The sequence below is a fragment of the Jonesia denitrificans DSM 20603 genome (assembly GCF_000024065.1).
Taxonomy (GTDB): domain Bacteria; phylum Actinomycetota; class Actinomycetes; order Actinomycetales; family Cellulomonadaceae; genus Jonesia; species Jonesia denitrificans.
In genome coordinates this window covers 1327064-1350114 of the sequence record NC_013174.1, presented here as the reverse complement: position 1 = coordinate 1350114, position 23051 = coordinate 1327064, and the positions used below count along the sequence as shown (strand labels likewise).

The window sequence follows — 23051 nt, the reverse complement described above, 5'->3', positions numbered from 1 at the left end:
TACTGGGAGCAGGTGAGCCATCCAGGGATGAGATCAGTCCTGGTAGTGGACAATCTTGGCGAACTCTTCTGGGTCAAGCGAAGCGCCACCAACAAGGGCCCCATCGACGTCAGCTTCGTTCATGAGTTCCTTGATTGACGATGACTTCACAGAACCGCCGTACAGGACGCGGACAGCGTCAGCGACGTCTTGTGAGTACAGTTCCGCCAGCCGAGCACGAATAGCCTGGGCGACTTCTTGTGCATCTGCTGGTGTTGCAACCTCGCCAGTTCCGATTGCCCACACAGGTTCGTAGGCAACAACAACCTTGACGGCGTCCTCAGCTGAGATGTCAGCAAATGCACCATCGACCTGTGCAAGTGTGAACGGCACTTGGTCACCGGCTTTGCGAACCTCAAGAGGCTCCCCCACACACACGATTGGTGCAATGTCGTGCGCAAGTGCGTTTTTGGTCTTTGCGTTCACAAGGGCGTCGTCTTCACCGTGGTACTGGCGGCGCTCAGAGTGCCCCACAGCCACATACTTCACGCCAAGACGTGAGAGGAACACTGGTGAAATTTCACCGGTATACGCACCAGAAACCTGTGCGGAGAGGTCCTGCGCACCGTAGGTGATGCCCAGTTTGTCGGAGTCAACAAGTGTCTGGACGGAACGAATGTCGGTGAAGGGCACCAAAACTGTCGCCTCAACAGCGTTGTAGTCGTGTTGTGCATCTTTCAACGCCCATGCGAGCTTTTGGACTGTGTGAATCGCCTCGTTGTGGTCGAGGTTCATTTTCCAGTTACCAGCAATGAGCGGGGTACGTGCGTTGGTCACGAATGACACCTTTCTGATGAAGTCTTACGCGTCGAGGACAGCGATGCCGGGCAGTTCTTTTCCTTCAAGGAACTCAAGGCTGGCGCCACCACCGGTAGAGATGTGGCTGAACCCTGCTTCGTCAAAACCGAGGATGCGCACTGCTGCCGCTGAGTCTCCACCACCAACAACGGAGAAAGCACCTGCGGCAGTCGCGTCAATGATTCCTTGGGCGACAGCACGGGTACCTCCTGCAAAAGCATCAAATTCAAAGACACCAGCAGGGCCATTCCACACGATGGTCTTTGCGTCACTCAGTTTAGCGGCAAAGAGCTTTTGCGACTCGGGGCCGATGTCAAGACCCATCTGACCGTCAGGGATGGCGTCGGCTGCAACAACGGTTGCGGGAGCATCGGCTTTGAACTCCGGCGCAACAATAATGTCCACGGGAAGGACAATCTCGACGCCGTTCTTTTCAGCAGTGTCGAGGTATCCCTTCACGGTCTCGATTTGGTCCTCTTCAAGCAGTGAGTTACCCACTGAGTAACCCTTTGCGGCGAGGAAAGTGAAGAGCATACCGCCACCGATCAAGAGACGGTCAGCTTTGTTCAGAAGGTTACCAATGACTCCGAGTTTGTCTGATACCTTCGAGCCACCGAGAACCACAGCATAGGGGCGTTCAGGGTTTGTTGTTGCCTTGCTCAGTGATTCCACTTCTTTTTGAACGAGGTCACCCACAGCAGCAGGAACGACACGTGCTACGTCATACACTGATGCTTGCTTGCGGTGCACAACACCAAATCCGTCAGAGACGAAGAAGTCCGCAAAAGCACCGAGTTCGCGGGCGAGCTCTTCACGCTCCGAGTCAACTTTTGACGTCTCACGGGCATCAAACCGGATGTTCTCCAGTAAGACGACGTTGCCGTCGGTCAACTGGGCGACAGCGTCTTTTGCCGAGTCACCGACAACATCGCCTGCCAGTGTTACTGACGCCCCCAGGAGCTCCTCGAGGCGAGTCGCTACCGGCGCCAAAGTGTACTTAGGGTCCGGTTCCCCCTTAGGACGCCCCAAGTGCGCAGTGATGATGACTCGAGCACCAGCATCAACAAGCTTTTTCAAAGTTGGTAGTGCAGCTCGAATACGACCGTCATCGGTGATGGTGGAGCCGTCGAGTGGAACATTGAAGTCGGAACGGACGAGGACGCGCTTGCCGCGCAGATCGCCGAGGTCTGCGATTGTTTTCATGAGTTCTCCCAAAGTGTTGTGAAACGAGAAACGCCCGCGTGGTGACCGGTGCCTTTCGGCTTGTCACTCACGCGGGCGCCTCGTCAACAGGATCTGTTATCCCAGCGGGTGTTTCTGACCGATCGAAAGATCAGAGCTTCTCACCAACGAGAACGGTGAGGTCGACCAGACGGTTCGAGTAACCCCACTCGTTGTCGTACCACGACACAACCTTGACCTGGTTGCCGATGACCTTGGTGAGGCCAGCGTCAAAGATCGAGGATGCAGGGTCGGTCACGATGTCCGAGGACACGATGGGGTCTTCGGTGTAGGTGAGGATTCCCTTGAGTGGACCCTCAGCTGCTGCCTTCACGGCTGCGTTGACCTCGTCAACTGTCAGGTCACGGCCTGCAGTGAAGGTGAGGTCGGTTGCTGAACCCGTTGGTGTGGGCACGCGGAGTGCGTAACCATCGAGCTTGCCCTTGAGCTGTGGCAGAACGAGCGCAACAGCCTTTGCGGCACCAGTCGAGGTAGGAACGATGTTGATCGCGGCAGCGCGCGCACGGCGCAGGTCGCGGTGTGGACCGTCCTGGAGGTTCTGGTCACCGGTGTAGGCGTGCACAGTGGTCATGAGGCCACGCTCGATACCAAATGCCTCGTCAAGAACCTTTGCAAGTGGTGCAAGGCAGTTCGTGGTGCACGAAGCGTTCGAGATGATGTTGTGCTTCTCGGTGTCGTACTGGTCAGCGTTCACGCCAACGACAAAGGTAGCGTCTTCGTTCTTCGCAGGTGCGGAGATGATGACCTTCTTAGCACCAGCGTCGATGTGAGCCTTTGCCTTCTCAGCGTCAGTGAAGAAACCAGTGGACTCGATGACGATGTCAGCACCAAGCTCACCCCATGGGAGGTTGGCTGGTTCACGCTCGGCAAGTGCGCGGATCTTCTTGCCGTCAACGGTGATGGACTCGTCGTCGAAGGAAACTTCCTGAGTCAGGCGGCCCAGAACAGAGTCGTACTTGAGCAGGTGCGCAAGAGTCTTGTTGTCGGTGAGGTCATTCACACCGACGATTTCGATGTCAGCACCCGACGCAAGGATTGCGCGGAAGAAGTTACGGCCGATGCGGCCGAAGCCGTTGATTCCGACGCGGATGGTCACAATGCCCTCCTCTGAGCGCGCCGGGTTCTCCGACGCACATGGTTGTGTTTACGAACAGATGACGTACGGCGTACGTTGCAACTTGCCAAGCGGCTCAGAAGGAAGTGTCCTAGGACCTTCTCAATCACCGCCACGAATCATTCGTGGCGTCGGCCAACCTGACAGGTAAAACTCTATAACGTTTCTGCATATTTCGTGAGGACAATGGTCCCTGCTGGACACTTTTTCCTGCCGTTTGTCAGATAAGGGAGGCTCTGATCCCCGCCGTCATCACGATTATGCTCTGAGCAGACAACGTCACAGGTCGAGTAAATCCTGAGACAAACCCGACTCAGTGTCCGGGATCCCCAACTCGCGAGCTCGTTTATCCGCTGTTGCCAATAGACGGCGAATACGCCCAGCAACCGCATCTTTTGTCAGCGGAGGGTCCGCGAGCTGCCCTAGTTCTTCCAACGACGCCTGTTTATGTTCCAGACGCAACCGACCCGCTTCACGCAAATGTTCCGGAAGGTCGTCACCCAGAATGTCAAACGCACGCTCAACCCGGGCACCCGCAGCGACTGCCGCGCGTGCAGAACGACGCAGGTTCGCGTCATCAAAATTTGCAAGCCGGTTGGCGTTTCCGCGAACCTCACGACGCTTACGCCGTTCCTCCCACACATGGACAGTATCTGTTGCACCTAACCGAACGAGAAGGTCACCGATCGCTTCACCATCGCGGATGACCACGCGATCGACCCCGCGAACCTCCCGTGCCTTGGCAGTAATCCCAAGACGACGGGCCGCCCCCACAAGCGCAAGAGCCGCCTCCGGCCCAGGACACGTCACTTCAAGCGCCGATGAGCGTCCTGGCTCAGTGAGTGAACCATGCGCAAGAAATGCCCCACGCCACGCGGCCTCCGCTTCCGCGACACCTGCAGAAATAATATGCGGTGGCAGCCCACGCACGGGGCGACCCCGGCTGTCCAAAAGACCCGTTTGCCGCGCAAGCGACTCCCCTTCACGCACAACACGCACCACATATCGTGCCCCCCTGCGGATCCCACCTCCAGACACAGTGATCAGTTCACTGGTATGCCCATACACATCGGAAATCGCGGTGCGAAGACGATCCGCAGCGACCGCTGTGTCAAGTTCCGCCTCAATGACGATGCGCCCAGAAATGATATGCAGACCACCTGCAAACCTCAGCGTTGCAGACACCTCTGCCTTGCGGCAGGAGGTACGGTCCACCTTTACACGAGCAAGTTCATCTTTCACCTGAGCAGTCAAAGCCATGAAGCAATAGTGCCACTTTCGGGCGCGTCATGGTGTGCCCTACGGCGAGACAGTGCCCACATCACCGAGGAAACGGTCGAAAACATCCTGGTATGCGGCGGCGAGACGAAGCGGATCGTGACGTGCACTACCATCCCCGCGACGCACTTGTCGAAACAATACCTGCGCCCCAAGCAGCCCACTAGCAGCAATCAGATCATCGGCATCATCAATCGCAGAAGGATCAGCAAGAATCGCATCGATGCGCAAAGTCGGTGCGTGTTTAGCAAGCGCCCGAAGATGATCGGCCGCTGACATACCAAAGGTTTCCGTGCCGTGCATACTGAGATTTAGTGTCAGGCACCGTTTGGCGGTGGTGGTCAACAGCGCCTCACGTAACTGGGGCACAAGAAGGTGCGGCATCACAGAAGAAAACCATGAACCAGGTCCAAGAATGACCCAATCCGCGTTTATGACCGCGTCAACTGCTTCCGCACAGGCAGGCGGATCGCTCGGAATGAGACGTAGCGACTCGACATGACCAGGCGTGGAGGCAACCAATGATTGGCCACGAACCGTGAACTGGTCCTGCCCAACCACCATGTCAGCTTCGATGGACAACGGAACTGAAGCCATCGGCAGGACGCGACCGCGGGCTCCCAAGAGCTTTCCGACCCAATCAAGTCCAGCCACCGTGTCATCAAGAAGCTCCCACAGCGCAACAATGAGGAGGTTACCTACAGCATGCCGGTCGAGGTCTCCTTCAGAGGTGAAGCGGTGCTGCAACAAATCACGCCACAACCGCCCCCACTCTGAATCATCACACAGAGCTGATAAGGCCATACGCAGGTCACCGGGTGGCAGAACATCGAGTTCATCACGCAAACGACCAGAGGATCCACCGTCATCAGCCACCGTGACAATCGCCGTGATCTGGTGGGTCATCAACCGAAGAGCAGACAAACTCGCTGACAGTCCATGCCCGCCCCCCAAAGCAACGACAGCGGTCCCCACCTCCTACTCCTTGCCGAGGTCTCGAGCAGTCACGACAACACGGTGCCCGGCGTGCCGCAACTGAGCCCCCAGCTCTTCACTGACCGCCACAGAACGGTGTTTGCCACCAGTGCACCCCACGGCGATCGTGACGTACCGTTTTTCTTCCTTCGTGTAGCCGGCGAGGACCGGTTCCAGCGCCGACACGTAACGCTCAATGAACGTTCTGGCACCATCAAGCCCTAGAACATAATCTGACACAGCCTCATCACGACCGGTGAGGTGTCGAAGCTCATCAATCCAGTACGGATTTTTGAGGAACCGCATATCCACAACGTGGTCAGCATCCAAAGGAATACCGTACTTAAACCCGAATGACACGACGTTGATACGTAACTGATCATGCGTGTCCTCTGCAACGCACGAACGCACTTGGCGGGCAAGGTCGTGCACGTTGAGGTCAGAGGTATCAATGATGTAGTCAGCACGATTTTTCATGCCCGCTAACAAGGAACGCTCAATGGTGATTCCATCGAGGATCCGACCATCGCCTTGAAGCGGGTGTGGTCGGCGTACCTGTTCAAATCGTCGCACGAGCGCCTCATCGCTCGCATCGAGAAACATGATACGAAACGCCAAGTTGTAGCTCTTAAACCGCTGCAACACATCGTAAAGGTCGTTGAAGAACTCGCGGCCTCGCACATCGACCACAGCAGCCAACCGGTTGATCGTAGAGTTGGCATGCGTCATCATGTCAACCAGCGGTAGAAGCATTTTAGGAGGGAGGTTATCGATGACGTACCAGTCAAGATCCTCCAATACTTCAGCAGCCTTTGACCGCCCCGCGCCTGACATCCCGGTGACGATCAGTACTTCGGAGACGTTGCCGTCGGGATTGTGCGCAGCGGCTTCTACCAGAGGAATACCTTGAGGGACGGTGAGAGGGTCAGGTTCGCGGGTCATGTCTTCAGCATGCCAAACAATGGGGGTGTTCGGGTAGATGCCACACCGAGCAAGAACGCCCTTACCTGGTCATCAACACTGTTACTCTGCGCGTGGATGAAGGAACTCAACAACTTGTGTCGCCGTCGTTCGTCCGATCCCTTTCACTGCTGCGATGTCGTCCACTGACGCTTCTTTGATTTTTTTCACTGAACCAAAGTGGTTGAGCAAGGCCTTCACACGGGTTGGCCCAAGACCAGGTATGCCGTCAAGCTGGGAAACTGTCATTCCCTGGGAACGGCGCTTTCGATGTGCCTTAATTGCAAAGCGATGCGCTTCGTCGCGCAGGTGTTGGAGCAAATACAGTCCTGCGGATTGACGTTCAAGAATGACAGGGAACTCGTCATGTGGTATCCAAATTTCTTCCAGCCGTTTCGCGAGCCCGCACACCGCGACGTCGGTGATTCCCAGGTCGGTCAGCGCCCGGACAGCCGCTGCAACCTGCGGTGCGCCACCATCAACGACAACGAGTGACGGTTCGTAAGCGAACACTGGGCTTTCACTGGAGTTGTCGTGTGCGTCGACTTCACCAGTGGTGACTGTCTGCCGGGTTTCTTTGTGTATGAGGTGGCGTTTGAATCTCCGGGAGATCACTTCATACATTGCTTCAGTGTCATCCCGCGCCCCGTCTCCTTCGTTTCCTTTGATATGGAAAAGTCGGTAAGCGCTTTTCTTGGGGAGGCCGTCCTCGAAGACGACCATGGATGCTGTTTGGAACGTGCCTTGGTTGTGGGAGACGTCGTAACATTCAATGCGTAGCGGGGCTTCACTGAGTTCCAGAGCGTCATGGAGTTCGCGTAACGCTTGAGAGCGGGTGGTGAGATCCCCAGCACGCCGGGATTTGTGGAGGCGTAACGCTTGCTCTGCGTTCGCGTGAACTGTTGCAGCCAGCTGCGCTTTTTCGCCGCGCTGCGGTATCCGCACAGCGACTTTGCTCCCACGCAGTGTGCTGAGCCAGGCTGTCATCGTCTCTGAATCCGCAGGGAGGACGGGAACTAGAACTTGGCGTGGGATCGCTTGGGCGGCATGACCTGGAGTTACAGAGTCATCGTGGACGCCGTACACCTGTTGAAGGAGATGCTCAATAAACTCGTCGTCGCGAAGCGCTTCCACTTTTTCCGCGATCCACCCGCGTTGCCCTCTGATACGGCCGCCCCTGACATGGAACACTTGCACTGCTGCTTCCAGTTCATCTGATGCGACCGCAAAGACATCAGCGTCAGTTGCATCAGATAACACCACCGCGTTCTTTTCCAATGCCCTTTCCAAGGCACGCAGATCGTCACGTAACCGGGCAGCAGTTTCAAAGTCGAGCGCTTGAGAGGCGTCCATCATGCGCTGTTTGACATCAGAGATGAAACGACCAGTGTGTCCGGCCATAAAGTCGCACAGATCTTCTGCGAGTTGCCGGTGATCGTCCTGAGATATGTTGCCTGTGCACGGTGCGGAGCATTTGTCGATGTACCCCAACAGACAAGGACGCCCGGATCGTTGCGCACGGTTGTAGACACCTTGTGTACAAGTACGCACCGGGAATACCCGCAATAGCTGGTCAAGGGTATCTCTGATGGCCCATGCGTGGCCAAAAGGACCAAAGTATCGGTCACCGGGTTTCTTCGCCGAGCGTGTCACAAACGCACGCGGAACTTGCTGTGACATGCTCACTGCCAGGTAGGGGTATGACTTGTCGTCACGATATTTTACGTTGAATCGTGGGTCGTACTCTTTGATCCAGGTGTATTCCAGTGCGAGTGCTTCGACTTCGGTTGACACGATAGTCCACTCAACTCCGGCAGCTGAGGTGACCATCGCTTGAGTTCGCGGGTGCAGGGCACTGAGTGATTGGAAGTAGTTCGATAGGCGGGCGCGCAGGTTCTTTGCTTTACCTACATAGATGACGCGGCCCTGATCATCGCGAAATCGGTAGACACCTGGGGCGGTGGGGATATCACCAGGTGCAGGGCGATAGGTGGTTGGGTCAGCCATCGTGGTGTTGACACTCCCGTGTGGGTCAGGGGTTAGCGTTTCTTTTTGGTTGCCCGTGGTGTGGGTGGAGCAATGTCGGGTACTTGATCTCCTAGGGGCACTGCGGGGTGTGCATTAAGAATTTCCTTGAGGAAGTATCCGGTGTGGGATTCTGAAACCTGCGCAACTTGTTCAGGTGTTCCTTCCGCAACGACTAGTCCGCCTCCTGATCCACCTTCTGGGCCCATGTCAATGATCCAGTCCGCGTTCTTGATGACATCGAGGTTGTGCTCGATCACGATGACTGAGTTTCCTTTGTCCACCAAACCTTGCAGGACGGACAACAGTTTACGAATGTCTTCGAAATGTAGTCCGGTTGTGGGCTCGTCCAGCACGTAGATGGTGCGGCCGGTCGACCGTTTTTGCAATTCGGCTGCGAGCTTCACACGCTGGGCTTCTCCCCCGGACAAGGTGGGGGCAGGTTGTCCAAGTCGGACATACCCCAATCCAACATCGACGAGTGTGTTGAGGTGCCGGGCGATCGCGGGGACAGCTGAGAAGAAGTTCGAGGCTTCCTCAATGGGCATGTCAAGTACGTCTTGAACGGTCTTGCCTTTGAAGGTGACTTCGAGGGTTTCCCGGTTGTATCGGGCGCCGTGGCACACCTCGCAGGGTACGTACACGTCGGGGAGGAAATTCATCTCAATTTTGATTGTTCCGTCCCCTGAGCATGCCTCACAGCGACCACCTTTGACGTTGAACGAGAAACGACCTGGACCATACCCGCGGACTTTCGCTTCGGTGGTGCCGGCAAAGAGTTTGCGCACGTGGTCCCACACCCCGGTGTAGGTAGCTGGGTTGGAACGTGGGGTGCGTCCGATGGGGCCTTGGTCAACGTGAACAACTTTGTCGAGGTTCTCTAGTCCGTCGATGCGCCGGTGGCGTCCTGCGACGAGTCGCGCGCCGTTCAGTTTGTTGGCGAGCACTGTGTACAGGATGGAGTTCACGAGGGTCGATTTTCCGGACCCAGACACACCTGTGACTGCCGTGAGAACACCCAGCGGGAAGGTGACGTTGTCGCCGCGGAGATTGTTTTCCTTCGCCCCGATAACAGTTAATGAGCGTGAGGGGTTGATGGCGCGGCGGGCTGAGGGTAATGCAATGGCGCGGCGGCCTGACAGGTATGCGCCGGTGATGGAGCGGTCATTGGTGAGGAGGTCGTGGTAGGTGCCCGAGTGGACGACCTCTCCCCCGTGTTCCCCGGCGCCTGGGCCGATGTCGACGACCCAGTCAGAGGCGCGGATCGTGTCTTCGTCATGTTCGACGACGATGAGTGTGTTTCCAAGGTCACGAAGCCGAGTGAGGGTGTCAATGAGACGGCGGTTGTCGCGTTGGTGCAGGCCAATACTGGGTTCATCAAGGACGTAGAGCACACCCACAAGTCCTGCCCCAATTTGTGTGGCTAACCGGATGCGTTGTGCTTCTCCACCAGAGAGGGTTCCTGCAGCGCGCGCGAGGGTGAGGTAATCAAGACCCACATCAAGGAGAAAACCTAATCTGTCAAGGATTTCTTTTAATACAGCGGCTGCGATCTGTTTTTCTCTGGTGCCGAGTTCGATTGTGTTCAGGAACTGTTGACAGTCCCGCATGGACAGTTCACAGACCTCTGCAATAGATTTTCCACCGACTTTTACGGCAAGCACTTCGGGTTTGAGGCGCGCACCGCGACACGTGGGGCATGCGATTTCACGCATGTACGCTTCGTATTTTTCTTTGGACCACTCGGATTCGGTTTCGGAGTGTCGTCGTTCAATCGACGCGATGACCCCTTCAAAGCCGGTGGTGTATGCACGTTCTCTACCCCATCGGTTACGGTATTTCACGTGGACTTGGTAGTCCTTGCCGTACAAGATGGCGTCTTGGATGGAGCCGGGGAGCTTCTTCCACGGTGTGTCCAGAGAAAACCCGAGTTCGTCGGACAGCCCGGTCAGGATACGGTCGTAGTATTCCGAGGACGTCGCAGACCAGGGCGCGATGGCGCCGTCGGCGATGGATTTGTCATCATCGGGGATGATGAGTTCAGGGTCAACTTCAAGTCGCATCCCGATCCCGGTGCATTCGGGGCAGGCACCATAGGGCGCGTTAAATGAGAAAGTCCGGGGTTCGATTTCATCAAGCGTCAGTTGGTGATCGTTGGGGCAGGCCCGTTTCTCGGAGAACCGCCGTTCACGGTGTGGGTCGTTCTCCGCAAGATCGACCATGTCGATGATGACACGTCCATCTGCTGTGTTGAGTGCGGTTTCGATGGAGTCAGTGAGCCGTTGCCGGATTCCGTCCCGCAGTGCTAATCGGTCAACCACAACATCAATACTGTGTTTGATGTTCTTTTCGAGCGTGGGCGGGCTTGCGAGTTGGTGTAGTTCCCCGTCGATGCGGACCCGGGAGAACCCTTTGGCTTGCAGATCGGCGAGGAGTTCGTGGTACTCCCCTTTCCTCCCACGCACGACAGGTGCGAGCACCTGAAAGCGGGTTTTTTCAGGAAGTTCAAGAAGCTTGTCGACGATTTGTTGCGGGGTTTGGGCTGTGATGCGTTCCCCGCACACCGGGCAATGCTGCGTTCCAGCTCGTGAAAACAGCAGACGTAAGTAGTCATAGATCTCTGTGATCGTTCCGACTGTTGACCGCGGATTCCTATTTGTGGATTTTTGGTCGATAGAGACCGCTGGGGATAACCCTTCGATGAAGTCGACGTCAGGTTTGTCCATTTGACCAAGGAACTGCCGGGCATAAGCAGACAAGGATTCGACGTATCGCCGTTGACCTTCTGCGAAGATGGTGTCAAATGCCAAAGACGACTTTCCGGAGCCCGACAGGCCGGTAAAGACGATGAGTTGGTCACGCGGCAGCGAAATATCTACGGATCGGAGGTTGTGTTCGCGGGCACCTTGGACGATGAGTCGATCAGTCACTCCCTTATCTTATGCCGCAGGCGCCGATATCGCACAGATGTTCGAACGTTGGAGATGTCACGGGGTGAAGTTCGCACCGTGGGTATACCGGATCGTAACGTTTCGGCGCGTGGTTTGGTGAGGGCTCCGTGGTTGAATGTGGGCATGCAGACTTTTGCGATCACCTATGTGTATTCCGAGGACACGGCGGCGTTGGATGAGCATCGGCCTGCGCATCGTGCGTATTTGAGTGCGTTGGCGGCGTCTGGTTCGCTTCTTGCCTCTGGTCCCGTGCGTCAGGAAGACATGACTGGGGCACTCATTATTGTTCAGGCCCCGCATGCCGGTGCAGCGATCGCTTTGTTAGAAGGCGATCCGTTTTGGCAGCAGGGGTTGGTGTTAGATCGTGCTGTTGTGGAGTGGAACATTGTCATTGGTGCGTGGGCAGAGACCGAGTAAGTCTTGTTCTTGATCACGCATTGATCCGTGCAGAACAGCAGGGCGGTCCCAATATGGGGCCGCCCTGCTGTGTGTTGAGCATGCTTATGCAGGTAGACGGTGGCTATGCAGGTGGTGTGATTCCGCGTTTGAGGTCTCGGTTGGTTTTCCACACCGACGCGATCGTCGTGATGATCACTGTCCCAACGATCACGGTCATGGATTGTGCGATGGTTACTTCAGGGGCCGCGAGGACGGGTTGGCCGTTGTTAATGAAGGGAAGTTCATTGACGTGTAGAGCGTGAAGAACGAGTTTCACCCCAATGAATCCCAGGATGACAGCGAGCCCGTAGTTGAGGTAGACCAGCTTTTCCAAGAGGCCATCGACGAGGAAGAACAGCTGCCGCAGACCAAGGAGAGAGAATGCGTTGGCGGCGAAGACGAGGAACGGTTCTTGGGTGAGACCAAAAATCGCTGGAATGGAGTCGACGGCGAAGAGTAAGTCCGCTGACCCGATTGCCACCATGACGATAAGCATGGGGGTGACCATGGTGCGTCCATCGATGCGGACAAACACGCGGTCACCGACGTAGGAGTCCGTGATAGGCAGGATCCCGCGCAGTTTCCGGATGAGGAAGTTTTCGTGGTATTCCTCTTCTTCTTTCGCGGGGATTGCTTGGTGGATGGCGGTCCAGATAAGGAATGCCCCAAAAATGTAGAACACCCAGGAGAAGTTTTCGATCAGTGCTGCGCCGAGGAAGATGAACACGGTCCGGAAAATCAGCGCAACAACAATGCCAAAGAGGAGTACTTTTTGTTGGTCTTCGCGGGGCACTTTAAATGCGGCGATGATGAGGATGAACACGAAAAGGTTGTCGAGTGACAGTGACTTCTCGGTGAGGTATCCGGCGAAGTATTCGGTCCCGTACGTGGATCCGTATATTTGCCAGATGACAACACCGAATATCAGTGCGATCGCGATGTAAATCGCTGACCAGATTCCGGCCTCTTTGAGTGTCGGTGCGTGCGGGGTGCGGACGTGTCCGACGAAATCAACGGTGAGCATTGTCAAGATGATGCCGACGGTGATGATCCACAGTGAGGCGTGGACATCCATAGGTGTACCTCCGGTACGGGTGGTTGGTACCGAAGGTCTCTCCCGCGCGGCGTGAACCTGGCAACTGGTTCCGGGCGCATCATCGGGATGGCCGTGGTGACGAAACCAGTGTTCGTGGGATACTCCCCTTCAATTCTTGTTTATTATGGGCCACCGTGGGCTCAGGTGTGATCGTGATTCACCGTTCGGTGGCGCGTTGTTCGTCACAGTTGAGTGGGGTCGGCGAGTTGTGTGATCCAACTTCGCAGGCCAACTGTGGCGACCCGATGTGCCGCAATGACCGATGCGTTGGTTGTGACGGCTGTGATGTCGGCTAGGTCGGTGGGCGGGTGGTTGTGGGTGTGGTGGTGGGTGGCAACGAAGTGGGTATATGCCCCGTGGAAAACATCTCCGGCACCGAGGGTGTCACGGGTGACAACGCCTGGTGGGCTGATCGTGGTTGTGGTGGTGGGATGCCACACGGTGATGGGGTGTTCACCGTGTGTACGCACGATTGTTGGTGCGGTAGTGAGTGTGGTGCGGTTCTCGGGGGTGAGTGGCACCCAGCCGTGTGGGTCGTGGAAATCTGCTGAAGCAATAATGTGTTGGGCGTGCGGGATGAGATCGTCAAACGCAGGTTTCCACCGTCCGGCATCAACGATGATGGGGGCAGCATTGGTGGGCCGTTGGGCGAGGATGTGGCGCGCAAGATGGGGGTGGTGTCCGTCGATGAGGATCGCATGGACACGTGGCAGTAGTGTGCTTAGCTGCGTGGTGAGGCGGCTGGTCATCTGAGGTGTCAGCGTGTGGGGTTGAGCATCGGTAGAAATAACGGCTCGTTCCCCGGTGTGTTCGGTGATGAGGATGCTGGATACAGACAGACCGTGGTCAGGTCCGGCAAGGTCGATGACGGTGACGTTGTGGGCGGCAAGGTCGGCCGCTGCGATGCGTGCTTGAGGACTCGTCCCGATCACGGTCAGGAGAATAGCGTGACCACCAAGTGCAGCGCAGGTGACAGCTGCGTTGGCTGCTGGGCCTCCTGCTGCAATATCTTGATGGTGGGCCGTGAGTTTTTCGTTGGGTGTGGGAAACGTGGTGATGCGTGTTGCAATATCGAGCGTGGTGAGCCCAACAAAGAGGCTGATTGGTTGGGTCACGAGGTGGCGTCTTTCATCTGGCGGAGTTCTCGTTTGAGGTCGGAGAGTTCGTCGCGTAGGCGCGCTGCGAGTTCAAATTGAAGCTCTGCTGCTGCTTGGTGCATTTGTTCGGTGAGTTGGGTAATGAGGGCGCTGAGGTCACCTGTTGCGCTGGGCACACCTGATGGTGTGTGCGCTGGTGTGGGTGTAGTTGTTTGACGGTACCCACCGGCAAGGAGTTCTTGTGTATCGATGTCTTCTCGAGCGAGCATGTCGGTGACGTCGGCGATCTTTTTTCGCAGCGGTTGTGGGTCAACACCATGTTCAGTGTTGTATGCGATCTGTTTTTCTCTGCGTCGCTCAGTTTCTTCGATGGCTTGTGCCATGGCCGGGGTGATGCTGTCGGCATACATATGCACTTCACCGGACACGTTACGTGCGGCACGTCCAATGGTTTGGATAAGCGAACGAGGGGAACGTAGGAACCCTTGTTTGTCGGCGTCGAGGATCGCGACCAGGGACACCTCGGGGAGGTCAAGTCCCTCACGCAGGAGGTTGATCCCCACAAGAACATCAAACTCACCAAGTCGCAGCCCTCGAAGGAGCTCCACTCGTTTGAGAGTGTCAATGTCTGAGTGAAGATAGCGAACGGCTACACCTTTGTCGAGGAGATAGTCGGTCAGGTCTTCAGACATTTTCTTCGTGAGGGTAGTGACAAGTATGCGTTCGTTCTTGGCGGTCCGTTCGTTGATCTCGTCAAGAAGGTCATCGATTTGGCCTTTGGTGGGTTTCACCGTGATCTTCGGGTCGACCAAGCCGGTTGGACGAATGATCTGTTCAACTGTGCCGTTGGACAGTGCCAGTTCATAATCGCCTGGTGTGGCGGATAGGTAGACTGTTTGTCCAATACGTTCGGTGAACTCTTCCCATGTCAATGGCCGGTTATCCATTGCTGAGGGGAGACGGAACCCATGCTCCACGAGAGAACGTTTTCGCGAAGCGTCCCCCTCATACATCGCCCCGATTTGTGGCACAGTGACGTGCGATTCATCAATGATCAGCAAAAAGTCATCGGGGAAGTAATCCAACAGCGTATGTGGTGCGCTACCGGGAGCACGACCATCAATGTGCCGTGAGTAGTTTTCAATCCCAGAACACGACCCCACCTGACGCATCATTTCGATGTCATAGGTGGTGCGCATCGATAAGCGCTGCGCTTCAAGTAACTTGTTGTCCCGGTTGAGCTCAGCAAGCCGTTCTTCTAGTTCCGCTTCAATCGATGCGATGGCTCGTTCCATCCGTTCGGGACCAGCCACGTAGTGTGACGCAGGAAAAATGTGGATCCGTTGCACTTGGGACACAACTTCACCGGTGAGCGGGTGCAGTGTGTAGATCGCTTCGATGTCGTCCCCAAAGAACTCAAGCCGAATCGCTAGTTCCTCATAGACAGGGATAATTTCCACGGTGTCACCTCGGACCCGGAACGTGCCCCGCGTAAATGCCACATCGTTGCGCGTGTACTGCATCGACACGAAGTGGCGCAGCAGACCATCACGGTCAATTTCATCACCAACATCGATCTGAACCATCCGATCGACATATTCTTGCGGGGTACCCAACCCGTAAATGCAGGACACAGACGCGACAACAACCACGTCACGGCGGGTCAGCAAAGAGTTGGTCGCCGAGTGACGAAGACGCTCCACTTCCTCGTTAATTGAGGAGTCCTTCTCAATGTAGGTGTCAGTTTGGGCAATATACGCCTCAGGCTGGTAATAGTCGTAATATGAGACAAAATACTCAACAGCGTTGTTGGGAAGCAACTCTCGAAACTCCGTCGCTAACTGCGCAGCCAACGTTTTATTCGGCGCCATAATCAACGTGGGACGTTGCAACTGCTCAATGAGCCACGCACTGGTTGCCGACTTCCCCGTCCCCGTCGCCCCCAGGAGCACAACGTCCTTTTCCCCACCCTGAATACGCCGCGTCAACTCAGCAATCGCACTGGGCTGATCCCCCGACGGTGAGAACTCCGACACAACATCAAACTGGAAATCAACACGGGTTAATTCACGGTGAGAACTCATACACCCAACATAGTGCCCGCCCCTGACACCACGCACCACGCACCAGGACCTTATCCACAAAAAAGTTCGTTTCTACCTGTCATACTAAGGACACACACAGCACCCACCTGCACAGGAGGCCGCAGTGACACCGGACTTCACCACCGCTGAAACCATCCACTACGCACGCCAAATGGCGCTACCTGGTTTTGGACACACTGCGCAACAAGCCCTCCGCGACGCCCACGTCCTCGTCATCGGAGCCGGTGGCCTCGGCTCCCCCGCCCTCATGCACCTCGCCGCCGCCGGAGTAGGCACCCTCGAAATATACGACGACGACACAGTCGACCCCTCCAACCTCCACCGCCAACTCATCCACTCCTACCCCCGCATCGGACAACGCAAAACCGACTCAGCAGCCACAACCCTCACGCAACTCAACCCCCACATCACCATCATCACCCACCCCACCCGACTCACCCACAACAACGCCTACGACGCCATCAACCGAGCAGACCTCGTCATCGACGGCACCGACAACTTTGCTACCCGCTACCTCATCAACGACATCTGCGTCACCACAGCAACCCCCTACATTTGGGCAGCAATCTCCGCCTGGGACGCCCACATCAGCGTCTTCGCGCTCCCCCACACACCGTGCTACCGATGCCTACACCCCACACCGCCACCACCCAACACCGTACCCACCTGCGCACAAACCGGAGTCCTCCCCACCCTTCCCGGACTCATCGGAACAACCCAAGCACACGAAGCAATCACCCTCATTACCGGAATCGGCACACCACTCACTGGAACGCTCGCCACCTACTCCGGGCACACGAACACTTGGAACTACCTCCCCCTCAACCCATCACCCACCTGCCCCACCTGCTCAACCAAACCCACCACCACCCCACACCACCAACCAGACCCACCACCACCAACCAGACCCACCAACCACCCATCAGCACTCACCAACCACCCATCAGCACTCACCAACCACCCATCAGCACTCACCACCGCCACCACCATCGACATTCGCCCACCCCACACCACCCACACAAACCCGTGGCCAACCACCCTCACCATCCCCCTACCTGACATCCTCGCTAACCCACACGCCACCGCCACCCGCCTCGCCACACACCCCGCACCTCGCATCATCTACTGCGAATCAGGAACAACCGCCCAGCTTGCAGCCCTCACCCTCACCGACGCAGGCCTCACCGACGTCTCCGCCCACCCAGGTCCACCACAATGACCACAACAACACACGCCACCATCATCCTCACCGGCGGCCACGGCTCCCGCCTCGGCACCACCAACAAAGCAGAACTCCCCCTTGGCACCACCACCTTCCTTAACCACATCCTCACCACCCTCCCCTCCTTCCACCACCCCACCATCCTCGTTGGCCCACCACCCCACACACCCACCCACATACCCGTCATCACCACCCAAGAACACCCCCCACACACCGGTCCACTCGCCGCCATCGCTCACGCCACCACCCACCTCCCACCCCAGACCACCTACACCACAATCCTCGCCTGCGACACCCCCCATGCAGCCCACGCCATCACCCCCCTCACACACGCACTCACCACAACACACCAGGACGCGGCGCTCGCAGTTGATAAGGAGGGACGGTGGCAACCACTTGTCGCCGTCTACGACGTTGCAGCATTAGCAACAGCACTGGACGCACTGCGGGACTCGGGTGGGCTCGCCCACCGGCCAGTAAAACACCTCATCGCGGCATTGAATATCACTACAGTGCCACTGCCACAGCTGTGGACATTCGACGTTGACACTCCACAGGACTACTCTCAGATGAGGTCCTTGACCACCTCAGAACGTGCACACACCACAGGAGAAGACCCCGATGACGACGCCATATGATGCCATGAACCAGTGGGCGCACACCCTCACCCACACTCTGCACTTGAATACCCCAGCGGCACACAATGCGCCTCTTGCAGAGTTGCTTGACCTCACCCGGGAGGTTGCACACAATGTTGCCCGTCCAGCTGGGCCCGTCACCACATACTACGTAGGGCTTGCCGTCGGTCTCGCCGGAGGCGACGTCGACAAAGCCCGCGAGATCATCACCGAACTACGAGACCTCATCCCTACACAGGAAGGCAACGATTAACAGTGTCTGTTGTGACCTTGACCTACTATGCTGCTGCCCGTGCAGCAGCTGGCGGCATCACACAAGAATCATTTCACGCATCGACACTGAGCGATGCTCTTGCACAAGCAGCCAACCAGCATGGGGCTGACATGGACAAAGTCCTCAACATCAGTTCGCTGTTACGCGAAGGAACCTACGTGGACAAAGACACGTTCGATTCCACCCTCACCGGCGACGTCGCCCTTGACGTCCTTCCACCCTTCGCTGGCGGGTGACCACCCTACCCACCAATAGCTGACATTCCCCGGTCAGGTTGAATGAACCCTGGATCGTTGATGCCGTGGCCAGGCAATTTCTGGGCAACCGATGCCCCCAACGCGTAGGCGATATCATCATCGGTGCCCCCCTGACGTACCAGGGTACGCAGATCAGACTCACCACGTTGAAACAGACAGTTACGCAATTGGCCATCTGAGGTCAACCGCAACCGATCACATGCCCCACAAAAGGGCCGAGTCACTGAAGCAATGATTCCCACGGTGGCATGTGAACCGTTCAGATACCACCGCTGTGCAGGCGCTGCCCCTCGATGTGGAACAGGTGTCAACTCATACACGCGAGCAAGCGCATCAAAAATTTCGTCCGCTGGGACCATCGCTTCACGCGACCACGTGTGCCCAGCATCAAGCGGCATCTGTTCAATGAATCGCGGCTCATATCCGCGGGCCACCGCGAACTCAACTAGATCCACCGCTTCATCATCGTTGACGCCACGCATGAGAACTGAGTTCAGCTTCGTTCCCGTGAACCCCGCAGCATCTGCCGCATCACATCCCGCCATGACATCAGCAAAACGGCGACGGCGAGTCAATGCGAAATAACGGTCTGCACGAACGGTATCGAGAGAAATATTGAGCCGAGTCAACCCCGCGTCACGTAAAGGACCAGCAAGCGAGGCGAGACGTAACCCATTAGTCGTCATGGACACTTCAGGAGCACCATCAAGCGCGGCAAGCCGTTGGGTGATTTCCACAACTTGCGGGTACAACAACGGCTCACCGCCGGTCAACCGAATCTCCGTGATGCCATGCCCAACCGCCACCGCAGCGATCCTCACCATTTCATCCACGCTCAACTGCTGGCTCTTCGCGATCCACTCCATGCCTTCTTCTGGCATGCAATATGTGCACCGCAAATTACATTTATCAGTTAACGAAATCCGCAGGTCACGGTGCACACGGCCAAACCGGTCAGTGAGCAACTCCGGCCCTAACTTGGTGTTGGCACCCTGCCCCACCACCATCGGAGACAGAACACGGGGAAGCCCTAACGACACCGTCATAGCGCTCCCACCCACTGGCTAGACCCATCAACAAAAAATTGTTCCTTCCACACGGGAAGGCGCTTCTTCACCTCATCTACCAGCACGTCACATACCTCAAACGCCAACTTCCTGTGCGCTGACGACACGCTTGCCACCAATGCCACATCTCCGACCACCAGATCCCCAACCCGGTGGCTCACCGCAAGACGCACACCCCCATAACGCCGCGCGACATCGTCAGCGATCTGAGCAAGCATGTCCGCAGCGTGTGGGTGCCCCTCATAATGCAAAGCACGCACACCAAGACCACCATCATGATCACGCACGACACCACAAAACGTCACGACAGCACCCATGTGAGCGTGCGCAACCTTGTCCTCATGCCACGCAACAACCAACGGATCGACTGTCACAGCAGTCCATGTCACCTCACCCATCATCATGCGCCTCCCCTCGCTCATGATCCCCGTCAGCAAGTTGCTCACGTACATGTCCCATCATCGGACCTAACACTTCCAACCCGTCACGCACCGCACCCACCGAACCAGGCAAAGTCACCACCAACGCCCCTTCCGAAATCCCCGCAACAGACCGCGACAGCAACGCACCAGGAGCACGCCCCACCCCGCTGACCTGTAACTGATGCGCTAAAGCCGGGAGCGGCTTGTCAAGCAACGGTGCCACCGCATCGGGAGTCACATCGCGTGACGTAATCCCTGTCCCCCCGGTGGTCACAACAAACCATGCCCCCTGACGGACCGCAGCCCGCACCCGATCACGGATCATCACAGCGTCATCAGGGACAACCTCGTGCATACACTGCGATCCCCATTGGGACGCAGCCTCAACAATCATGGGTCCTGTTTCATCAACTCGCGCACCTGCCGCTGCACGATCTGACACCGTCAACACGTAACCAAACGGTTCATCCGGAGTCACACAAGCATCCCTCGCTTCACTGGTCGTGGACTCACCCGGTTCTTCGCGCAACATTTGCCCGTGTGCGTCACGCACCCATTGCCCTGAGGCGCCACCTTCCTTGCGTTCAATACGTGCCCACTCAAGGAAGGCCCCCCGATCAAGTGCCTTCACCATGTCAATGATGTTGAGCGCCCCCACTGTCACCGCGGTCAGCGCCTCCATTTCGATACCTGTGCGGTCAGCCGTCCGCACACTGGCTTCAAGCTCCACGCACCCATCTCCCAGGCTCACTGTGACATCAACTCCGGTGATGGCAAGAGGGTGGCACAACGGGATGAGGTCCGGGGTTTTCTTCACCGCGCTAATCGCAGCGATCCGGGCGACCGCTAACGCGTCGCCCTTGCGCAGTTCGCCACGGCGCAACACATCAATCACGTCAGCAGTAACGACCACCCGGGCGCGGGCCACCGCCCCACGGTCAGTGACGGGCTTATCGCCCACACTCACCATACGCACAGCGCCCTGCTCATTGACGTGTGTTAACCCACGAGAAGCTACCACTTCACGAATCTCCTTGACCCTTGGCAAGATGGGACATGTGACCCACCATGAGACGTTGACTGAACCCGCCTGGGACGTTGCCCACGGCACTGCACATATGACCCCTCACCTGGTTGGTGTGGTGACCCTGCCACTTCATCAGGCTACCGGACGTGTCCTTGCCCACGACCTGAGGAGCGCGACTGCTCTTCCGCGCGATACGACGTCCGCTATGGATGGGTACGCGGTAGGCGACTCGTCTGGGCCCTGGCGGCTCGTTGATGCGCCGGCTCTCGCAGGTCATGTGGGGGCGCGCGAGTTGGAGCCTGGTGAGGCTGTGGTTATTGCTACTGGTGGTGTTGTGCCGCACGGCACGTTCGGGGTTGTGCGGCGTGAGTACGCGCAGGTCACGTCGGTTGATGGTGGTGAGTTTATTTCTTCGGTCTCGGACAATGAACCGTGGGATGGGTCGCATGTCCGGCCTGCTGGGGCTGAGGCAAGCCTGGATGAGGTCATTGTTCACGCAGGTCAGGTGTTGACTCCCCCACGTGTGGGGTTGGCTGCGATGGCGGGTGTGGACACGGTTCGTGTTCGTCGTTCGGTGACCGTTGATCTCATTGTGTTGGGTGATGAGGTGACACACCGTGGAGTACCGGGTGCAGGCCAAGTTCGGGATGCGTTTGCTCCACAGTTCCCCGCCTATTTGCAGTTGTTGGGGGTGGACGTGACGCAGGTGATGTTTGTTCCCGATACCCTTGACGCTACCGTGCGTGCCTTGCGTGACAGTGACGCTGACGTCATCATCACCACGGGTGGAACGGCCGCTGGCCCGCGCGACCACCTTCATCGCGGGTTGGAGGCTGTTGGTGCTGAGTTGGTCATTGACTCGATTGCGATGCGCCCTGGGCATCCAAACCTCCTTGCTCGTCGTGATGGTCAGTACATTGTCGGGTTGCCGGGCAATCCCTTGTCAGCCACCTTGGGTGGGATGTTGACGCTTGTTCGGCCTCTTGTGTATGGCTTGCTGGGTCGCCCTGCCCCGGTGTTAGGCCAGGTTGTGACAGCCGATGCGGTGGTTGCGCCTGCCCGTGATTCTCGGTTGGTTCCGTTTTCGGTTTCGTGGGTGGCCGGTCGTGTGGTTGCTCAGGAAACGGGGTGGCTTGGTTCGGGGATGTTACGCGGTTTTGCGTGTGCTGATGGGGTCATGGTGATCCCACCTGGTGGGGTGGGGGCTGGTTGTGTTGTGCCGAGTCTTGCACTGCCGTGGGGCAGTGGTGTGAGTTCATGAGGTAGGTGTGCGGCGGATTCACCTTGAATCCGCCGCACGGTGTGGTTATTTGCGCATGCTTTTGGTTAAGGGAGACACATCTGGTGTGTGTTTTCTGCGGTAGACCACGTAGGGGCGAGCCAGATAGGCCACGGGGATTGACCACACGTGGACAAGCCGAGTGAATGGCCAGATTGCAATGAGCAGGCAGCCAAGGATCGCGTGGATCGCATAAATTGTGGGGGCGTCCATGATGAGTGCTGCATCTGGTTGCAAAATAAAGAGTTGTCGGAACCACACAGACACTGTTCCGCGGTAGTCGTAGCCTTCACCCACAATGTTGGTGGAAATCTTTTGCCACATGCCGACGAAGATTTCGATGACGAGCAAGGCGTAGAGAGCGTAGTCCCAGGCAGTGGTGACAACGCGGATGCGTTGTGAGGTGACAAACCGGCGGATGATGAGGATGATCGTGCCGGCGACGAGCGCTACGCCTGCCGCTGTCCCGATGTACATGGACAGGTTGTGGTACATGTGGTCGTTGACCCCAAGTGCGCGGGTCCATTCTTGTGGGATGAGTAGCCCACCAACATGTCCGGCAATGACAAAGAGTGCCCCGAAGTGGAAAAGTGGGGAGCCCCAACTGAGCCATCGGCTTTCTAAGACTTGGCTCGTGCGGGTTGTCCACCCGAATTGGTCGTGCCGGTACCGCCAGATGTGACCGACCACGAAGATCGCCACACAAATATAGGGGAAAATCACAAACCAGAAGTTCGCCCACATGGG

General features: G+C 57.1%; 21 protein-coding genes. 6 read left to right on the top strand and 15 right to left on the bottom strand.

What is annotated here, in order from left to right; translation table 11 throughout:
• Positions 1-33: 33 nt before the first annotated feature.
• The 8 genes from tpiA to uvrA form a co-directional block, all read right to left on the bottom strand.
• Positions 34-816 (bottom strand): triose-phosphate isomerase, encoded by a 783-nt coding sequence (tpiA, locus tag JDEN_RS06345; protein ID WP_015771542.1) that lies wholly within the window; start codon positions 814-816, stop codon positions 34-36.
• A 24-nt stretch (positions 817-840) separates the two neighbouring features.
• The gene (locus JDEN_RS06340; protein ID WP_015771541.1) at positions 841-2040 is read right to left on the bottom strand and encodes a phosphoglycerate kinase; all 1200 of its coding nucleotides are present in this window, start codon (positions 2038-2040) and stop codon (positions 841-843) included.
• Between the two features lie 130 nt (positions 2041-2170).
• Complete coding sequence (gene gap / locus JDEN_RS06335; RefSeq protein WP_015771540.1) at positions 2171-3175, bottom strand: type I glyceraldehyde-3-phosphate dehydrogenase; 1005 nt, start codon at positions 3173-3175, stop codon at positions 2171-2173.
• Positions 3176-3472: 297 nt separating this feature from the next.
• Positions 3473-4453, bottom strand: a complete 981-nt coding sequence (gene whiA / locus JDEN_RS06330) for a DNA-binding protein WhiA (RefSeq protein WP_015771539.1) — start codon at positions 4451-4453, stop codon at positions 3473-3475.
• 39 nt (positions 4454-4492) lie between these two features.
• Positions 4493-5446, bottom strand: a complete 954-nt coding sequence (locus tag JDEN_RS06325; RefSeq protein WP_015771538.1) for a gluconeogenesis factor YvcK family protein — start codon at positions 5444-5446, stop codon at positions 4493-4495.
• Positions 5447-5449: 3 nt separating this feature from the next.
• Positions 5450-6388 carry an RNase adapter RapZ gene (gene rapZ, locus JDEN_RS06320; protein WP_015771537.1) on the bottom strand — a complete coding sequence of 313 codons (939 nt, stop codon included), beginning with the start codon at positions 6386-6388 and terminating at the stop codon, positions 5450-5452.
• 81 nt (positions 6389-6469) lie between these two features.
• Complete coding sequence (gene uvrC, locus JDEN_RS06315; protein WP_015771536.1) at positions 6470-8413, bottom strand: excinuclease ABC subunit UvrC; 1944 nt, start codon at positions 8411-8413, stop codon at positions 6470-6472.
• A 32-nt stretch (positions 8414-8445) separates the two neighbouring features.
• The gene (uvrA, locus tag JDEN_RS06310; RefSeq protein WP_015771535.1) at positions 8446-11361 is read right to left on the bottom strand and encodes an excinuclease ABC subunit UvrA; all 2916 of its coding nucleotides are present in this window, start codon (positions 11359-11361) and stop codon (positions 8446-8448) included.
• Between the two features lie 144 nt (positions 11362-11505).
• On the opposite strand from uvrA, the gene JDEN_RS06305 reads away from it, so the two are divergent.
• Positions 11506-11799, top strand: coding sequence for a YciI family protein (locus JDEN_RS06305; RefSeq protein ID WP_041287847.1), 294 nt, complete (start codon positions 11506-11508; stop codon positions 11797-11799).
• Between the two features lie 103 nt (positions 11800-11902).
• Here JDEN_RS06305 and JDEN_RS06300 read toward each other — a convergent pair whose 3' ends face one another.
• From JDEN_RS06300 to uvrB, 3 genes are all read right to left on the bottom strand, one after another.
• Entirely contained in the window at positions 11903-12895 is a 993-nt protein-coding gene (locus tag JDEN_RS06300; protein WP_015771533.1) for a TerC family protein, read from the bottom strand.
• Between the two features lie 203 nt (positions 12896-13098).
• On the bottom strand, positions 13099-14031 hold the full coding sequence (locus JDEN_RS06295; RefSeq protein WP_015771532.1) for a PfkB family carbohydrate kinase: 933 nt from the start codon (positions 14029-14031) through the stop codon (positions 13099-13101).
• Positions 14028-16097: an excinuclease ABC subunit UvrB gene (uvrB, locus tag JDEN_RS06290; RefSeq protein ID WP_041288272.1), complete on the bottom strand. Its 2070-nt coding sequence runs from the start codon at positions 16095-16097 to the stop codon at positions 14028-14030. Before uvrB ends, JDEN_RS06295 begins: the two co-directional genes overlap by 4 nt.
• Positions 16098-16221: 124 nt before the next feature.
• On the opposite strand from uvrB, the gene JDEN_RS06285 reads away from it, so the two are divergent.
• Genes JDEN_RS06285 through JDEN_RS06270 form a run of 4 tightly spaced genes read left to right on the top strand, consistent with a single transcriptional unit; the run spans position 16222 to position 18488 of the window.
• A complete protein-coding gene (locus JDEN_RS06285) occupies positions 16222-17337 on the top strand; it encodes a HesA/MoeB/ThiF family protein (protein WP_015771530.1) in 1116 nt (371 codons plus the stop codon).
• On the top strand, positions 17334-17978 hold the full coding sequence (gene mobA, locus JDEN_RS06280) for a molybdenum cofactor guanylyltransferase (protein ID WP_015771529.1): 645 nt from the start codon (positions 17334-17336) through the stop codon (positions 17976-17978). Before JDEN_RS06285 ends, mobA begins: the two co-directional genes overlap by 4 nt.
• The gene (locus tag JDEN_RS06275; protein ID WP_015771528.1) at positions 17962-18231 is read left to right on the top strand and encodes a DUF6457 domain-containing protein; all 270 of its coding nucleotides are present in this window, start codon (positions 17962-17964) and stop codon (positions 18229-18231) included. Before mobA ends, JDEN_RS06275 begins: the two co-directional genes overlap by 17 nt.
• A 2-nt stretch (positions 18232-18233) precedes the next feature.
• Positions 18234-18488 carry a ubiquitin family protein gene (locus tag JDEN_RS06270; protein ID WP_015771527.1) on the top strand — a complete coding sequence of 85 codons (255 nt, stop codon included), beginning with the start codon at positions 18234-18236 and terminating at the stop codon, positions 18486-18488.
• A 5-nt stretch (positions 18489-18493) separates the two neighbouring features.
• Here JDEN_RS06270 and moaA read toward each other — a convergent pair whose 3' ends face one another.
• Genes moaA through moaCB form a run of 3 tightly spaced genes read right to left on the bottom strand, consistent with a single transcriptional unit; the run spans position 18494 to position 21019 of the window.
• Positions 18494-19555: a GTP 3',8-cyclase MoaA gene (gene moaA, locus JDEN_RS06265; protein ID WP_015771526.1), complete on the bottom strand. Its 1062-nt coding sequence runs from the start codon at positions 19553-19555 to the stop codon at positions 18494-18496.
• Entirely contained in the window at positions 19552-19980 is a 429-nt protein-coding gene (locus JDEN_RS06260; RefSeq protein WP_197713002.1) for a molybdenum cofactor biosynthesis protein MoaE, read from the bottom strand. The genes moaA and JDEN_RS06260 overlap by 4 nt, the downstream gene beginning before the upstream one ends.
• Positions 19967-21019, bottom strand: a complete 1053-nt coding sequence (gene moaCB / locus JDEN_RS06255) for a bifunctional molybdenum cofactor biosynthesis protein MoaC/MoaB (RefSeq protein ID WP_015771524.1) — start codon at positions 21017-21019, stop codon at positions 19967-19969. The genes JDEN_RS06260 and moaCB overlap by 14 nt, the downstream gene beginning before the upstream one ends.
• Positions 21020-21047: 28 nt before the next feature.
• On the opposite strand from moaCB, the gene JDEN_RS06250 reads away from it, so the two are divergent.
• Complete coding sequence (locus JDEN_RS06250) at positions 21048-22286, top strand: molybdopterin molybdotransferase MoeA (RefSeq protein WP_015771523.1); 1239 nt, start codon at positions 21048-21050, stop codon at positions 22284-22286.
• A gap of 45 nt (positions 22287-22331) precedes the next feature.
• Here JDEN_RS06250 and narI read toward each other — a convergent pair whose 3' ends face one another.
• Positions 22332-23048 carry a respiratory nitrate reductase subunit gamma gene (narI, locus tag JDEN_RS06245; protein ID WP_015771522.1) on the bottom strand — a complete coding sequence of 239 codons (717 nt, stop codon included), beginning with the start codon at positions 23046-23048 and terminating at the stop codon, positions 22332-22334.
• Between the last annotated feature and the right edge of the window lie 3 nt (positions 23049-23051).